The organism is Acinetobacter brisouioides (assembly GCF_004331075.1).
Lineage (GTDB): Bacteria > Pseudomonadota > Gammaproteobacteria > Pseudomonadales > Moraxellaceae > Acinetobacter.
In genome coordinates, this window is the sequence record NZ_SJNX01000002.1 from 266,872 (window position 1) to 282,566 (window position 15,695).

The 15,695-nt window shown below is 38.8% G+C and carries 12 protein-coding genes and 1 tRNA gene; 4 read left to right on the plus strand and 9 right to left on the minus strand.

Annotation, left to right across the window (positions count from 1 at the left end):
* Window positions 1–9 precede the first annotated feature (9 nt).
* A tRNA-Leu gene (locus E0H77_RS04185) sits at window positions 10–95 on the plus strand.
* A gap of 97 nt (window positions 96–192) precedes the next feature.
* Here E0H77_RS04185 and def read toward each other — a convergent pair.
* Complete coding sequence (gene def, locus E0H77_RS04190) at window positions 193–672, minus strand: peptide deformylase (protein WP_131375257.1); 480 nt, start codon at window positions 670–672, stop codon at window positions 193–195.
* 79 nt (window positions 673–751) lie between these two features.
* Between def and E0H77_RS04195 the strand changes: the two genes are divergently transcribed.
* Entirely contained in the window at window positions 752–955 is a 204-nt protein-coding gene (locus tag E0H77_RS04195) for an amino acid transport protein (protein WP_131375259.1), read from the plus strand.
* On the opposite strand, the gene E0H77_RS04200 is transcribed toward E0H77_RS04195, so the two are convergent.
* Window positions 952–1,776 (minus strand): PhzF family phenazine biosynthesis protein, encoded by an 825-nt coding sequence (locus tag E0H77_RS04200; protein ID WP_131375261.1) that lies wholly within the window; start codon window positions 1,774–1,776, stop codon window positions 952–954. The genes E0H77_RS04195 and E0H77_RS04200 overlap by 4 nt on opposite strands.
* Window positions 1,777–1,882: 106 nt before the next feature.
* Between E0H77_RS04200 and E0H77_RS04205 the strand changes: the two genes are divergently transcribed.
* Window positions 1,883–2,473, plus strand: a complete 591-nt coding sequence (locus tag E0H77_RS04205; RefSeq protein WP_131375263.1) for a flavin reductase family protein — start codon at window positions 1,883–1,885, stop codon at window positions 2,471–2,473.
* 64 nt (window positions 2,474–2,537) lie between these two features.
* Here E0H77_RS04205 and icd read toward each other — a convergent pair whose 3' ends face one another.
* Window positions 2,538–3,794, minus strand: coding sequence for an NADP-dependent isocitrate dehydrogenase (gene icd / locus E0H77_RS04210; RefSeq protein ID WP_131375265.1), 1,257 nt, complete (start codon window positions 3,792–3,794; stop codon window positions 2,538–2,540).
* Window positions 3,795–3,992: 198 nt separating this feature from the next.
* Here icd and E0H77_RS04215 point away from each other — a divergent pair, with 198 nt between their 5' ends.
* Window positions 3,993–4,781, plus strand: coding sequence for a pseudouridine synthase (locus E0H77_RS04215; RefSeq protein ID WP_131375267.1), 789 nt, complete (start codon window positions 3,993–3,995; stop codon window positions 4,779–4,781).
* A 34-nt stretch (window positions 4,782–4,815) separates the two neighbouring features.
* On the opposite strand, the gene E0H77_RS04220 is transcribed toward E0H77_RS04215, so the two are convergent.
* The 6 genes from E0H77_RS04220 to E0H77_RS04245 form a co-directional block, all read right to left on the minus strand.
* Window positions 4,816–5,859, minus strand: a complete 1,044-nt coding sequence (locus E0H77_RS04220) for a DUF2971 domain-containing protein (protein ID WP_131375269.1) — start codon at window positions 5,857–5,859, stop codon at window positions 4,816–4,818.
* Between the two features lie 132 nt (window positions 5,860–5,991).
* On the minus strand, window positions 5,992–8,223 hold the full coding sequence (locus E0H77_RS04225) for an NADP-dependent isocitrate dehydrogenase (protein WP_131375271.1): 2,232 nt from the start codon (window positions 8,221–8,223) through the stop codon (window positions 5,992–5,994).
* A gap of 991 nt (window positions 8,224–9,214) precedes the next feature.
* A complete protein-coding gene (locus tag E0H77_RS04230; protein ID WP_131375273.1) occupies window positions 9,215–9,901 on the minus strand; it encodes a hypothetical protein in 687 nt (228 codons plus the stop codon).
* A 9-nt stretch (window positions 9,902–9,910) separates the two neighbouring features.
* Entirely contained in the window at window positions 9,911–11,956 is a 2,046-nt protein-coding gene (locus E0H77_RS04235) for a hypothetical protein (protein ID WP_131375275.1), read from the minus strand.
* Window positions 11,947–13,455: a hypothetical protein gene (locus E0H77_RS04240; protein WP_131375277.1), complete on the minus strand. Its 1,509-nt coding sequence runs from the start codon at window positions 13,453–13,455 to the stop codon at window positions 11,947–11,949. The genes E0H77_RS04235 and E0H77_RS04240 overlap by 10 nt, the downstream gene beginning before the upstream one ends.
* 417 nt (window positions 13,456–13,872) lie before the next feature.
* The gene (locus E0H77_RS04245) at window positions 13,873–15,576 is read right to left on the minus strand and encodes a M61 family metallopeptidase (protein WP_131375279.1); all 1,704 of its coding nucleotides are present in this window, start codon (window positions 15,574–15,576) and stop codon (window positions 13,873–13,875) included.
* Window positions 15,577–15,695: the final 119 nt, after the last annotated feature.

Sequence of the window (15,695 nt, forward strand, 5' to 3'; positions counted from 1 at the left end):
CTTGGTAAAGCCCGGGTGGTGAAATAGGTAGACACAGGGGATTTAAAATCCCCCGCCCACAAAGCGTGCCGGTTCGAGTCCGGCCCCGGGCACCATTTTAAGACTGTTAAAATGGTGTCAGTAAAAAATCCAGCGTAAGCTGGTTTTTTTATGCCTAAAATTCAGCTTCGTGTATCCATATAAAAAAGCGACTTAAAGTCGCTCTACAAATAAGATTCCGTTCAGATGATCAATTTCATGCTGCACGATCCGTGCAGGAAAACCTTCATAAGATTGTTCAACCTGCTTACCTTGTACAGTGAAATAACGCACCTTAACCGCATAAGCACGCTCCACCTGCCCTCGCTGTTCAGGCACACTCAAGCAGCCCTCTTCACCCAAACAGGTTTCTGTTGAGTATTCAATAATCTCAGGGTTAATCATGGTGACTACTGGCATGTCTGGTGCATCTGGATAGCGCGGATTTGGGCGTGATGCCACAATAATCACACGCTTTGAGATATAGACTTGCGGTGCAGCAATTCCCACACCATTTCGTGCCAGCATGGTTGCCTGCATCGCAAGCGCTAATTGCTTAAGCCAGTCGCTATTTAATTCATCTTGTGCAACAGCAGCCGCTTCAAGCGTTAAAATAGCTTCTCCACGCTGCGCTACAGGTAAAATTGCAGACACGTTTTCTTCCTCAAAAATTAATTTTCACTTTATAAAATTCAGCATACTATAAGCAGAAATTTACAAACCAATAAATACCATGAATGCAACCCAGCTTTTTTTAGGCGTGATTTTCGGTTCAATCGGCTTAGGCTACTTTATTTATGGCAAAAAACAAAAGCGCAGCATGCCTTTCATCTGTGGCTTAAGCTTAATGGTTTATCCCTATTTTTTTGATAGCAACCTTGCCATTGTCAGTATCGGTTGCATCTTGACCGCCATTCCTTATTTTGTGCGTGTTTAAACAAACAGGTCACCAATCATATAGAGCTTGGCATATCCTGACACTTCCATACGCTCATCATTCAAGATTCGGCAGAATAACTCTCCCCCACGTGCCGATGCCTGATAGGCGACCAATTCAGTTTTACCCAGTTTTTCTGCCCATAACGGTACAATTGCGGTATGAATTGAACCTGTAACAGGGTCTTCATCAATCCCAATCTCTGGCGCAAAATAACGCGAAATACAGTCATAGGTAGATTCGCCCACATAACTTGCTGTCACCGCGACATCCAAACCTGGCGCTTCCATCACGGCATGTGCGTGACCTAATGCTTTGAGCTTTAAAAAATCCACCTCCAAGTCCAACACATCTTGTGCAGACTCCAACTCAATGACATATGCCTGTGGATTGACATAGACGGCTTGAATGGGCTTATTTAGGGCTTCATTTAAAATTTCTGGATATTCCTTCAAATATTCAGGTTTACGAATCGGGAAATTCATATTGATTTTACCATCTGCCGCCTGAGATACATAAAATGTTCCCAGATTTTTGACTTCAAATTCAATTTCAGTCGATTGGGTATATTCACGAAACAAGATAAAAGCACTTGCCAATGTTGCATGCCCACAAAATGCCACCTCAGCCGTAGGTGTAAACCAACGAATCGCATAATGAGTATCACCAATTCGTTTTACAAATGCCGTTTCAGATAAATTATTTTCAAGGGCAATATTTTGCATCAACGCATCTGATAGCCATTCATCTTGCACAATCACTGCCGCTGGGTTGCCTTGAAATAGTTTTTGACTAAAGGCATCCACTTGATAAATTTTCATTGTTTTACATTCTCTAGATAGAATTCATCTATTGATGAACCGCAGAATCTATTATTGTGATAAAGCTTTAATTCTTTTTAACCTAATCTCAAACGATTGTCACTTTATGAATCATTTTCCCAACTCACATTTTAAAAATGTTCCACTGGAAAAAGCATATCGCTTACTTACTCATGGTGCAACTGTCTTAGTGTCTGCACAGCATGAGCAACAACGCGATGTCATGGCGGCTGCATGGGCGTGTGCGCTAGAATTTAAACCCGCAAAAGTGACTGTGGTACTCGATAAAAGTACCATGACCCGTCAGATTATTGAGCAGTCGGGTTATTTTGTATTACAAATTCCCACTTACAAACAAATTGATTTGGTTTATCAACTGGGCACAACCAGTCTGCACGATCATCCAAACAAGCTCGAACAAAGTGGTGTTGAATTATTTTACTTAGAAGATTCAAATCAGCCTTTAGTTGCAGGCTGTTCAGCATGGTTAGTCTGTAAATTGATTCCTGAACCACACAATCAACAGGCACATGATTTATTTATTGGCGAGGTCATCAGTGCATGGGCAGATAACCGAATTTTCCGTGATGGGCATTGGCACTTTCAAGATACTGATCCAGAGTGGCGTAGCTTGCATCATGTTGCAGGTGGCAACTTCTATTTGATTGGAGAAGAAGTCAGCGTACAGGATCGATAAAATTGCCTTAAGACATAAAAAACCTCGCATATAGCGAGGTCTTTTTCCAGCAAATAATTAGCCATTATTCGCCCATATTTTCAATAATTGCCTGACCAAATTCAGAACAACTAAGAAGTGTAGCGCCTGGCATTAAACGTTCAAAGTCATAAGTGACCGTTTTAGCCTCAATCGCACCTGAAACACCTTTAATGATCAGGTCAGCAGCCTCAATCCAGCCCATATCACGCAGCATCATTTCCGCAGAAAGGATGATTGAACCTGGGTTAACTTTGTCCTGACCCGCATATTTAGGTGCAGTACCATGAGTCGCCTCATAAACTGAAATCGCGCCACCAATATTTGCACCAGGTGCGATCCCGATGCCGCCCACTTCAGCAGCAAGTGCATCAGAAATGTAATCACCGTTCAGGTTCAACGTTGCAATGACTGAGTATTCAGCAGGTCGCATCAAAATTTGTTGCAAAAATGCATCTGCAATCACATCTTTAATGATGATGTCTTTGCCATTTTTAGGGTTTTTAATTTTCACCCAAGGGCCGCCATCAATCAATTCACCACCAAAGCGCTCTACAGCAAGCTCATAGCCCCATTCTTTGAATGCGCCTTCAGTGTATTTCATGATATTGCCTTTATGCACCAAAGTTACACTTGGCTTATCATTGTCAATTGCAAACTGAATCGCTTTACGAACCAAACGCTGAGTCCCTTGTTTAGATACAGGTTTAATCCCAATACCACAATCTTCAGGAAAACGAATTTTCTTCACGCCCATTTCTTCTTGAAGAAATTTGATCACTTTTTTCGCTTCTTCAGAATCCGCTTTCCATTCAATCCCTGCGTAAATATCTTCTGAGTTTTCGCGGAAGATCACCATGTCGGTGAGTTCAGGATGCTGAACAGGTGAAGGAACACCTTCAAACCAACGCACTGGGCGTACACATACATAAAGGTCTAATTCTTGACGCAACGCAACATTTAATGACCGAATACCACCGCCGACGGGTGTTGTGAGTGGACCTTTGATAGAGATTACAAACTCACGAAGTGCTTCAAAAGTTTCTTCTGGCATATATGTGCCATAAATTTTATCTGCTTTTTCACCACAATAAACTTCCATCCATTCGATAGATCGTTTGCCACCATATGCTTTTTGTACTGCTGCATCTACAACAGCTCGCATCGCGGGTGTAATATCCACACCAATACCATCACCTTCAATAAATGGAATGATTGGTTGGTTGGGAACATTCAGTGACAAATCTGCGTTTACAGTAATTTTGCTGCCATCCGCAGGTACTACGATCTTCTGATAACCCATTGTATAGGCTCTCCCTTTTATTATAGTTAGCAAATTAAAAAAATAATTGCCGATAGACAATACTTTCCTGTTTTCTTATCGCATAATAGATTAATTGAATTAAATCATTTTTGAGATTTATATGAGAAATAACAATATTTCTCGCTCAAATAAAACTCAATGTTTCCTGTGGTTATCTGAAAGAAGAAGTCATTTTTTATGAAAATCGTCATCCTGAACAAGCCCTATGACGTCCTCTCCCAATTTCGTAAAGACGAAGCACACATGACGATGTCTGACTTTGTAGATGATCCAACTTTACGTTTGGCTGGTCGTCTTGATATGGACTCTGAAGGTTTGGTTTTTTTAACTGATCACGGTGGTCTCAATCAGTTCATCACCAACCCTGCAAATAAAAAATACAAAACGTATTTAGTTCAGGTAGATGGTGACATTTCTGAAGAAGCTCTTGAAAAATTACGTCAAGGAATTGAGCTCAATGATGGCATGACACTCCCTGCCAAAGCCATTAAAGTTTCAGAACCTGAATGGTTATGGGAACGTAACCCTCCTGTACGCTACCGTGCAAGTATTCCAACATCTTGGGTCGAAATCTCAATTTGTGAAGGCCGTAACCGTCAAGTTCGTCGTATGACCTCTGCAGTTGGTTTTCCTACTTTACGTCTAATTCGTACCAAAATCGGTTCAATCGACTTGGTTCAACTCGGTTTACAACCAGGTGAAACTAAAGAAATTGAACCGTTGCTGTATCCTGACTTTAAGGATGTTCCAGAAGAACGAGCATATCAGTCTCGCTCATATGTGAAAAAACCAGGTGGTACAGGTGGCAAGCCGATGCACCAGAAAAAGAAAGAAGGCGAAAAGAAAAAAACGGGAACCAAACGCATTTGGCAAATGGATGAAAGTGAAAAACCACGTCGTAAGACCAATGGTACAACTCGCCCAAATACCAAAGCACCGCGCGGTCGCAGCCGTAATGGTCGTTAAGATTTAAGTTTTTAGAGCTCACGTAAGTGGGCTTTTATATATCTAATTGATTATAAATTTGATCTATCTCGGCAAGTGAAAAATATCTTTTAATTTGTGACCAATCATTTTTAGCTTTGAAAAAGCCCGCAAAGATAATTGGTTCATTTCTCAAATTCGATTGTTCTTTTGAAACATGTATACTATTTATTTCATAAAAATATGGTTCACTACGAATTATTTCAGCAACTTTATCAAAATAGCTAGACTCAACCTTCCAACTATACCTACTATAATCAATACATGATTTATCTAAGGGTTTTACGGATGCTTTATATTTATCAGAATCTATAAACAAATCTTCGATTTCAGTATATTCAAACTCATAAGAGTTAGATTTTAATGCCATCTGATAATATTTAATATTTCGCCCTTTTAAGATTTCCATGACTTGCTCTTGACTCACTTTGGATAAATAATCAGGCAAGTCTTTATTCTCTTTATGCAAACCTTGCTGTGTTTTTGGCATATTTAAACCAAAATAAATTGCTTTTACTGCCCTAAAGTCATATTCGACTTTACCAAAATTATCCATAAGTACTCTTATTTCATTTTCATGCTGCCATCTTTTTGATTTTGTTCCAGATGTTAGCTTAAGAGTTTCAAGTACACTTTCAGTATCACCTCTAACAAGCATATCAAATTGAATTTTAGGAATGGAATCTTGGTATACAACATCAAAAGAGCTAGAAAATTTGGTCAGTTCACCTAATTTTTCTAAATCATATTCAATACAGAAACCTGCATGAGAATCTGCATAATATGCCCAAAGAAGCTCATCCAAGACTGTCTTACTTAATGAATAGATACCCACATTTTCTCGTACTCTCTCAAATAAACTAGAAAAACTATCAGAGAGTCCTTTTGTAGAGGCTGAACTAATACTAACCAACCCAGCTAAAATCTGTTCAACACTCATAGTGTCAAATAAATTTTCACACGGATCATTCAGTTTAGATGGATGCGGAGCATAAAAATAATCTTGTTTTAACGAATCTAAATCACGCTTTGAACCATATCTATATTTATAAACTTTCATCTATTTTTCTGATTTAAATCAATATTAAAAGATTTCTACATCAATTTTATATTTATTACAAAATAAAAAAGCCGATGCATTTGCATCGGCTTGTTTCACATCATCGACCTAATTGCCGACTTTGTATTTCACTTAAACAGCTGCAAGTACTGTGTTGAAAGTCGTACTTGGACGCATCACAGCATTTACCTTAGCTTGATCAATCACGTAGTAACCACCAATATCAGCAGGTTTACCTTGTACTTGAGCAAGTTCAGCAACAATCTTCTCTTCGTTTTCAGCTAGTGCCTTCGCAAGTGGAGCAAACTTAGCTTTCAACTCAGCATCTTCGTCTTGTGCAGCAAGAGCTTCAGCCCAATACAATGATAGATAGAAGTGGCTGCCACGGTTATCAAGCTCGCCTGTACGACGTGATGGTGACTTGTTATTGTCGAGCAATTTGCCAGTCGCTTGATCCAGTGTCTTGGCAAGCAACTTCGCGCGGTCATTGTTTTCCTTAATTCCCATCTCTTCCAACGAAACTGCAAGAGCTAGGAACTCACCCAATGAATCCCAACGCAAGTGGTTTTCTTCGACAAGTTGCTGAACGTGTTTAGGTGCTGAACCACCCGCACCAGTTTCATACATACCACCGCCAGCCATCAGCGGAACGATAGACAACATTTTCGCAGAAGTGCCAAGCTCCATAATCGGGAACAAGTCTGTTAGGTAATCACGTAAAATATTACCAGTCACAGAAATGGTATCTAGACCACGTGCCACGCGCTCAAGCGTATAACGCATTGCACGTACTTGAGACATAATTTGAATATTGAGGCCTGAAGTATCGTAATCTTTCAAGTACTCTTGTACTTTCTTGATCAATTCATTCTCATGTGGACGGTAAGGGTCAAGCCAGAAAATCGCTGGCATGCCTGAGTTACGAGCACGAGTTACCGCAAGTTTCACCCAATCACGAATCGGAGCGTCTTTTACCTGACACATACGCCAGATATCGCCTTCTTCAACATCTTGTGACATCAACACTTCACCTGTTTCAAGGTCAGTGATGTTGGCAATACCCGCTTCAGGGATTTCAAAAGTTTTATCATGAGAGCCGTATTCTTCGGCCTTCTGCGCCATCAAACCAACGTTTGGCACAGTACCCATGGTTTTTGGATCGAAATTACCATTCCACTTACAGAAATTGATCATTTCTTGATAGATGCGAGCGAATGTCGACTCTGGCATAACTGCTTTAGCATCATACTGCTTACCATCGGCACCCCACATTTTACCACCCGCACGAATCATCGCAGGCATAGATGCATCAACAATAATATCGTTAGGTGAATGGAAGTTTGTGATGCCTTTCGCTGAATCCACCATCGCTAAAGCAGGACGGTGTTCTTGACAAGCATGTAAGTCACGGATGATTTCATCACGTTGTGATTCTGGTAGACTCTCGATTTTCTCGTACAGCACTGACATACCGTTATTGACGTTAATACCTAACTCGTCAAATAGTTTGCCATGTTTCTCGAATGCATCTTTATAGTAGATCTTCACACAGTGACCAAATACGATCGGGTGTGAAACTTTCATCATGGTTGCTTTTACGTGCAACGAGAACAAGATGCCCGCTTCACGACAATCTTCGAGTTGTTCCTCGTAGAAGTCACAAAGTGCTTTTTTGCTCATAAACATTGAATCAATGATTTCGCCATCTTGAAGCGCAAGTTTTGGCTTAAGTACGATGGTTTCACCACTTTTTGTGATGAGTTCCATTTTCACATTACGCGCACGATCAAGAGTCATCGACTTTTCACCGTGGTAAAAATCACCATGTTCCATATGTGAAACGTGGGTTTGTGACCACTGTTTCCACTCGCTCATCGAATGTGGGTGCTTCTTGGCATAGTTCTTAACAGCAGCAGGCGCACGACGGTCAGAGTTACCTTCACGTAGCACAGGGTTTACAGCCGAACCAAGGCATTTACCATAGCGAGTCTTAATCGCTTTTTCATCTTCAGTAGTCGGGTTTTCAGGATAATCAGGAATTGGATAGCCGTTAGACTGAAGCTCTTTGATACATGAGATCAATTGACCAACTGAAGCACTGATATTAGGAAGTTTAATGATGTTTGTGTCTGGATCTTGAGTAAGACGACCTAGCTCTGCAAGGTTGTTAGGTGCCTTCTGTTCGTCGCTTAGGTAGTCCGAAAATTCTGCGAGCACACGCGAAGCAACAGAGATGTCACTTTTGACAATCTGAATACCTGCGGGCTTAGTAAAGGTTTCAATGATCGGCAGTAGCGAATAGGTCGCCAACAATGGCGCCTCGTCAGTCAGTGTGTAAATGATGTTTGACTTTCCACCAGCCATATATAGCCCCTTGTGTTAAATTGATTTTTCCAGAACCGAGCTTTTGGCCCTGTTCTACTCACTAATGTGCTTAAATAAAAACCTTGAGAGTATCGACCCTCATTACATTTCAGTCAACGATATATCTCGTGATAACGACATTTCGCTAAAAAATACCCAATCTTATTGTAGACTATCAGTGTTCACATTCAATAAGATTGTTTAGAAATTCAGATTGATAAGCGATATAACTATCAGATTTTTCACATATCTGCGTCTATTATTATGCAACTTTCTACTGAGTTCACACATAAATTGATTCACTCTAGCGCATTAATTTTAGTCTTTAAAGCACAAAATGCATCGCAATATTTTTTAATTTAATATTGGTCAGCGATGTAACCGCTTAAATTGGGTCATGCATTCGGCTATAAAAACCTCATTTTTACCCGCTTTAACCTACAAAAAACTCAAACGTAATGTGAGCTACTCTAGAAAAGAGTACAGGAACATCATTACATTTTTATATCTGTACAACTCATATTTAGCACTAAGGTATAAAAGTTTATCTAAATTATGTATGAAAAAATTTATTTTAAGCTCCTTGTTTCTTGGAACAACGACAACAGTTTTTACAGAAAACCCAATTCGAGTTCAAACACTAATGATCAATCAGCCTACAGCACATTGATATGTGGCTTTAGAAACACAGTAAAATAATCAATCAGTACAAATTGGTGAAGGTAACACCAATGAATAAGATCAAATTGACACCCCTACCCAAAAGATAAAATTCACCTAGATAAAAGTTATTATCGAGTGACATTTAAAATAGGCGGCTGGTTCCACAGTAAAAATCGGTGATCGTTTTATGGAGAAGTGTCCATCGTTTTTGTGATCAATCAATGGATCACTATGATATTCCGCTACAGATTAGCCCATATGGGGATGCAACTTATCGGGGTATCTAAATAAAAAACCGATGCCTAAGCATCGGTTTTTTATTGCAGACTTATAAGTTATTTAAGTCGATAGGTTTTGTTTTAGCACTAGTTGGCACTTGAAAATCAATTCCTGCTTTCTTAAACAACTGAGGCACTTCTACTAAAGCCATAGATGAGTTTTTTGCAATTCCCCCAACATCACTTACCAATCCTTGAGCGCTCGTTAAATTCATCCCTGTTGAGACCAATGATTGAGGATTGCTTGCGATTGTCATAGAAACTTGCTTAGAACCTTGTGCTAAATCTTTTGCCATAAGCGCAGCAATCGCATAGTTTTTTGCAGCGCCCAACAGATATTGTTTCTTTTGAGCACTCAATGTTTTTAATTGCTCTAATGTTTGATTTTCATCTTTTTTTGCTGCTGACAGAACAGTTTCAGAAAGTTTTGCTAATTCTTTAATTTGAGCATCTTTTTCTTGCAAATTAGATGTTTTACTCAAAGTAGCCAATTTAGTTTGAATTTCTTTGCTATCTGTACCTGTTGAAATGGCAGCAGCTAACGCAGCACGACTTTGCTGAAATAGGTAATTGGTTGCACGTGCCTGAGTTAAGAAATCTCCGACATTTACACTTGTTGCAGATGAAGTTCCAACAACACTTTGGGTGACATTAGAAGCAAGATTACTTAGTCCGAAGCCTGCATGGGCCATAGACACAGAAAATACAGTTAGAGAAATTGCTGCAATTTTTTTCATGATTTTTCCTTATTGCGCCAAATCGGCTTTTTGAACAACTTGTTTAAGTAACGGGGGAATGATTTCAAGTAATTGAAGATTATAAAGTTGGCCTCTATTGTCTAGTTGACTGTCAATTAAATTGAATTCTTGTTGAATGCCTTGAGCTGCAATCTTTTGCTGCTTTTGATCAAAGAAACGTACACCTAAGGTAAAATCTACCGCAACTTTGCAAGGATTATCTTGTGCATTACACTTGGGTGTATCCATTTTTAACTTAGATTTTAAAACAGGTTGAATACACTTTGCAGGGACAAAAGGCTTGAAATTTAACTGCTGCTTAAAACCTGCATTTTGTGTCATATAGGTAACCGATGCCTGAAACGGCATTTGCCCTGGCAATGCGCCACCTGTTGCATAAAATGGATACTTAGAATTTTTCGTAAAAGCATAGTAAGTCAATGTAGGAAAAGCCGATAATTGAAAATCACCAGATTGCTCAGATGTCACAAAAGAACACATTGCACGAGAATAAGTTGAATCCGTTGCCGTCTGTTGAGAATTGTTAATTAGAACAATATCTCCTTTTGTGACCGAGAGATTATCTCGACCACTAATGGCTGCATCCAATTGAGCAACTGCTTCATTTTGGTCACGCGAAATTACCGTTGCCTCCCATGTTGGGATAGATACCAATCTTCCAGAAACTTTCTGCTGATTGTAAATATAAATTTTCATCCCAACACTCAAGCGCAGACCTATATCAGAGACTTTTACCTGATTTCCATCTTTCGCACTGATTTTCAAATCAGATCGTGTAAATTTAATGCCTTTTTTAAATTCCTGACCTAATTTGATCAAAGCATTTTTCAATACAACTTCTTGACGATTTTCTAAAGAAAAACCCATACCATCAGAAATCACATCTTTGACTTCATCACTGGCATGTGCAACATGAATCACTCGACCTGAACGATCCAACATCTCGGCAAATACTTCACTATGTACAACTTGTTGCTGAGTAATTTTCCCTAGAGGTTTTTGATATGCCACAGTCGGCAAGATATTTAAACGAATAAATAAATCTGGTAACTCTCGATGATTAATATCTTCGGCTTGAGCCAATTGAGTTTGCTCAGAAACTGATTGCGCTAAACTACTATAGCGCTTATTAACAGGCACCAAACTGAATGCAGCACCATCCCCAATGGCATCAGAAAAGATTTGTTCTACAAGATCTTTTGATTCACCCTGTGTTGTTGCTACATCAACTAGCAAAGCTTTAGGTTTACTGACTGCTTGACGAACATGGGTCGTCAATTTTACAAAATTTTTAGAATGGTTATTGACTAGAATTGGCGTTGCTACAGCATAATCACTATCAGCATAGACAATATGGATCAAATCCCCTTCTGTAGATGATAATTCATCATTTTGTGCAATGCCGTGATTCAATCCTTTATCCAGAATTAAATAAGATTTCCATTGATCAAGAACTGAAGTTTTGATTTCAGACAACTGCAAATCATTTTTTGCTTTTTTTACCAACTGGCTCGACAGTGCAATCGCACTGGCTTGGTATTGCTGCATGATTTGCTGTTTTGTAGCTGGACTACGTAGGTCTGTGGTTAATACCTTAATCGGCTGTGTCGAGGTCAAGCTTTCGCTATATAGGACTTCTCCAGTTAAGATATTGGTCAGCTTCAGACTTAAGGTAACAGGTGTAAAAATTTCTGTTGTTGACTGTTTTTCAACAACATATTCACCTGCTCGCAAGACTTCTAATGATGCGACATAAGTTTTATGCTTTGTATTCTGTTGAATTTGCTGCGCAATCTGATTGGTAAATTCCTGATTCAATGCTCCTTCAAAACTCATTTGTAGCTGTGAGCGAATACTAGGTGTAATCGACTGAATAAAATCACATGCAATCGGTGAATTTTTTTCATCATGGACGAATGCCTGCTTACATTCCTGATCTAAACCAAATAAACCTTTTGAAGGATAAATTTGCAAATCAGCATACGCATCCGCACTCAGAAAAGGGAGTAACCATGCCAATTTTTTTATTTGCATTGGGTACCACCAATACATAACGTTAGCGTATTACCTTCTTGCTTACGTTCTGCCGCAGCCAACACGGAGCTACTACGCAATGCTTTCGCCAATTCAACTGTAATTGGCTTATTACCCTTATAGGTCATTGTAATTTCAACCAAATGACCATCCTGGGTACGAATATTGATATTATCTGCACCTTGAATATCCTCTAGCGCAACAAAGAGATCATCACCTAAACGTGTTGAAACATTATTTGAAATACTCTTCACAAAGATCGTCATGTCTTTACCATACATTGAACGATTTTTTGAATAATTCAAGATCTGCGGTCCAATCGTGCTCAGTGCTAATTGTCCAAGTTTTGCCGAAACATTTGCACGGCATGCTTCCGCAGTTGCGCCTGAAGCAGATTCAGTACGAGTTTCCCCAGTCATTAAAGTTGCATCATCAACTGAATAAACCTTAAAACTGACTGCTCCATCACAGGCATATTGTCCTGTTACTGGAGATCGCCCTCGATCAAAGATATTGCTACTGCCTGCCATAAACCAATCTGCTTTTTCTTGACGTGCAGCAGCAGCAAATTTTGCCAGTTCACTGTCACTCAGCAATTGCTGAACTGACATATGACGCCCTTTTAAATATTTACTTCTAAACAGATCTGAATCCATAAGCCGTAAATCGTATCTAGCAGCATTTTGTGCAATACTATTTAGAGTCTGATTAACACTTTCAGGTTTAGTACTTGGAGTTTGATATTCCACATATCGAACAAAACTTTGAATATCATTTTGCTGCTCATTTTGTGAATAACTTGCACTTTCTGAAGCATTATATTTTGAAGAAGATGCAGCAGCATATTTACTACTATTACTACGACTACTCCCGCCTGCATATGCACCTGCTCCATAATAATTATCATAAGCTCCAGCATAACCAGAGCTTGCGCGACTCCGTGAAGATGAACTTTCCCTTGAAGATACACTTGCACTCTCATTGCTTTTATATTTTGCATTTTCATTATATTTATAGCTTTGATCATTATAATAAGCCGTAAACTCTTTTACTGGCTTAGAGTTATCTCGTGGAACACCAAAATATTCATCCATAACCACCATAATTGGACTTGTACGGCTATTCTTTTTAGATAGGCCATAATCATTAAGAATTGAACGAAACTCTTGATCATCCATCTCCAAACTTATACGTGTAACCAAATTTTGTTCAGCATCCGTCTGGCTTCCCAAACTCACATAATAAGTTGGATCAACTTGCTTGACGATTTGAGTTAAAAATGGCTTGGCATCAGCAAGAGATTTTGGACCATTAATTTTAATAATCATGGCGGTCACTGCATCTTCACGCGCATTATTCAAAGCCTGATTACGGGTTAGGTTCTGATCTTTCTTTATAATTGGTGCTTTACCTTCACCAATTGTTTTAATGATTTCCGCATTTACAGCAGCAGACGACAATAGCAGAGAAACTGCTATGCAAAAGAAAGGCTTAATCATTATTATCTCACGTTTAATAAATGTATATATTTGTATGTTTGGCATAAAATATAGTTCAGATTTTTAAAAGTCAATTTTATAAGAACTAGGATATGTCACTTTTAGTGCTAATAACTATTAAATTCAATTTAATAATATATAAAAAAACAATCTACATATTAGAAAAATAAACTTATTATATTAATTTCATCAATACAAAAAACCTATTATTTATTCTTATAATTAAAAACCAACTATCAATTTATTAAAAATATCATAAAGAAATTATTCCAATATTTTCAAAATTAAAAAATCTTCTAATCTATTTCTTCAAATAGCTCATAAATAATATCAAACTATTAAAGTAAGAAAATGGTAAAAACTGGGTCACAATATTCACCATTTTCTAAAGTAAGTTTTATATTTTTAAAATATAAGTTATTTTATTAACCACCCATCTACTTTCTCTTGATCTGCCACGTTCAACTCAACTGTGGTCAATCCAGTTTCAACTGCATTTACCGTAAACTGAAGCAATTCATCACGACGGAAAGCATGCACCACAAATTCACCTTGCTGTTTGGCATATTTCGCCAACAGTTTTTCCGACGCTTTTAAGCCATCAATCGCCACAATCACATCATTGGCAGACAATCCTGCTTTTGCACCTGCACCATCACGGCGTGCCTGTTGAATCATCACACCCTCAGGTTTATCGGCAATTTTTAAACCAAATGGCTGGGTTTTGTCATTTTTGACTTGGTACTCAATGCCAAACTCAGGGAACAATTGATCCAGTGGCAATTCATCGGTAGTATAGATCAGATGGTTAATTTGCTCTAACCATGAGTGACCTGTTAATTCTTCACACAAATCAAAAATGCTACGTTCGCTGACTTGAATGCCTTTTTGTGCATTTTCATACAGTTTACGTACCAACGCATCAAGACTTGAGCCACGTAGACGCAAACCTAAATCCAGACACAATGCAACCAAGCAACCTTTATTGTAGTAGCTGGTTCCTGCATTATTGCTGTTTTCATTTGGACGATAGAATTTAATCCAAGTATCGAAACTCGATTCAGCCACAGACTGCACTTCACGACCCGGATTTTGTAAATAACGATCAATCTGTGTTTTGAGTAATTTCAAATAAGAGGCTTGTGAAATCACACCACTGCGCAGCAAAATCAAATCATCGTAATATGAAGTAAAGCCTTCAAAAATCCACAGCAACGAGGTGTAGCTTTCTTTGTGCAAATCATAATTAACAAAGTTTTCAGGGCGAATATATTTCACTAACCACGAATGGAAATATTCATGGCTACATAAACCCAAGAAACGTTGATAATCTTCCGAAGGCTCTTGTAGCTCATTGGCTTTTGGTAAATCATCACGTGGGGTAATCAGACTGGTACTGTTCGGATGCTCAAGACCACCATAACTGTTGCCTGTTGCCATGGTCATGAACACATAGTTTTTAAATGGCGCTGAACCAAAAAGTTGAATTTCGGTTTGGCAAATTTTTTGGACATCTGCTTGTAAGCGCTCAACGTTGGTCGAGTGTTTACCTGAAATCACAAACTCATGCTGGATGCCTTCAGCCTCAAAACTGAAACGGGTTTGATCTGCCAGTTCAAATGGACTGTCGATGAGCTGCATATAGTTGTCAGCTTTTAAGGTGTAGCGCCCTTTCACCAAGCTTTTTGATGCCAAGCCTGTCGCTACAGTAAAATGCTTAAACTCATCGGGTAAGAACACTTCCAATTCACATTCAGCTTCTTCTTGATCTTTGAGACTTAAGCACACACACGCTGGATTGACATAAAAACGGGTCTGGTCGACATAGCTACCACGTACAGAAAGATCATAAGCATAGACATCGTATTCAACCGTGATCAACTCATGATCGGTGTTAAATAAACGCCATTTATTTTTTTCAAATTTACTGATTTTAAGCTCACGCCCTGCCTCATCATAGGCTTTGACAGATTCAATGTGTTTTGCAAATTCACGAATCAGGTAACTGCCCGGAATCCATGTCGGCAACCACAATTCTTGTGTTGGATTGGCAACAAAACGTAAGGTCACATGAATGAGATGCTGTTGGTAATCGTCAAACTCTATTTGATAGTGCAACATAAGTCGGAATTCTAATCTTAATCAGGTTATGCAGGGCTTTAGCTTAGCATTTTTTTACTCTAATATGCGCTACTGCTGTTATTCCATACAGAAGATAAAGTAAATCAAGTTAGCTTTAA

Bases quoted from the DNA above. Each gene is read 5' to 3' on its own strand.
- E0H77_RS04195 (WP_131375259.1), top strand. From the start codon at position 752: ATGAATGCAACCCAGCTTTTTTTAGGCGTGATTTTCGGTTCAATCGGC.
- E0H77_RS04200 (WP_131375261.1), bottom strand. From the start codon at position 1,776: ATGAAAATTTATCAAGTGGATGCCTTTAGTCAAAAACTATTTCAAGGC.
- E0H77_RS04205 (WP_131375263.1), top strand. From the start codon at position 1,883: ATGAATCATTTTCCCAACTCACATTTTAAAAATGTTCCACTGGAAAAA.
- icd (WP_131375265.1), bottom strand. From the start codon at position 3,794: ATGGGTTATCAGAAGATCGTAGTACCTGCGGATGGCAGCAAAATTACT.
- E0H77_RS04215 (WP_131375267.1), top strand. From the start codon at position 3,993: ATGAAAATCGTCATCCTGAACAAGCCCTATGACGTCCTCTCCCAATTT.
- E0H77_RS04220 (WP_131375269.1), bottom strand. From the start codon at position 5,859: ATGAAAGTTTATAAATATAGATATGGTTCAAAGCGTGATTTAGATTCG.
- E0H77_RS04225 (WP_131375271.1), bottom strand. From the start codon at position 8,223: ATGGCTGGTGGAAAGTCAAACATCATTTACACACTGACTGACGAGGCG.
- E0H77_RS04230 (WP_131375273.1), bottom strand. From the start codon at position 9,901: ATGAAAAAAATTGCAGCAATTTCTCTAACTGTATTTTCTGTGTCTATG.
- E0H77_RS04235 (WP_131375275.1), bottom strand. From the start codon at position 11,956: ATGCAAATAAAAAAATTGGCATGGTTACTCCCTTTTCTGAGTGCGGAT.
- E0H77_RS04240 (WP_131375277.1), bottom strand. From the start codon at position 13,455: ATGATTAAGCCTTTCTTTTGCATAGCAGTTTCTCTGCTATTGTCGTCT.
- E0H77_RS04245 (WP_131375279.1), bottom strand. From the start codon at position 15,576: ATGTTGCACTATCAAATAGAGTTTGACGATTACCAACAGCATCTCATT.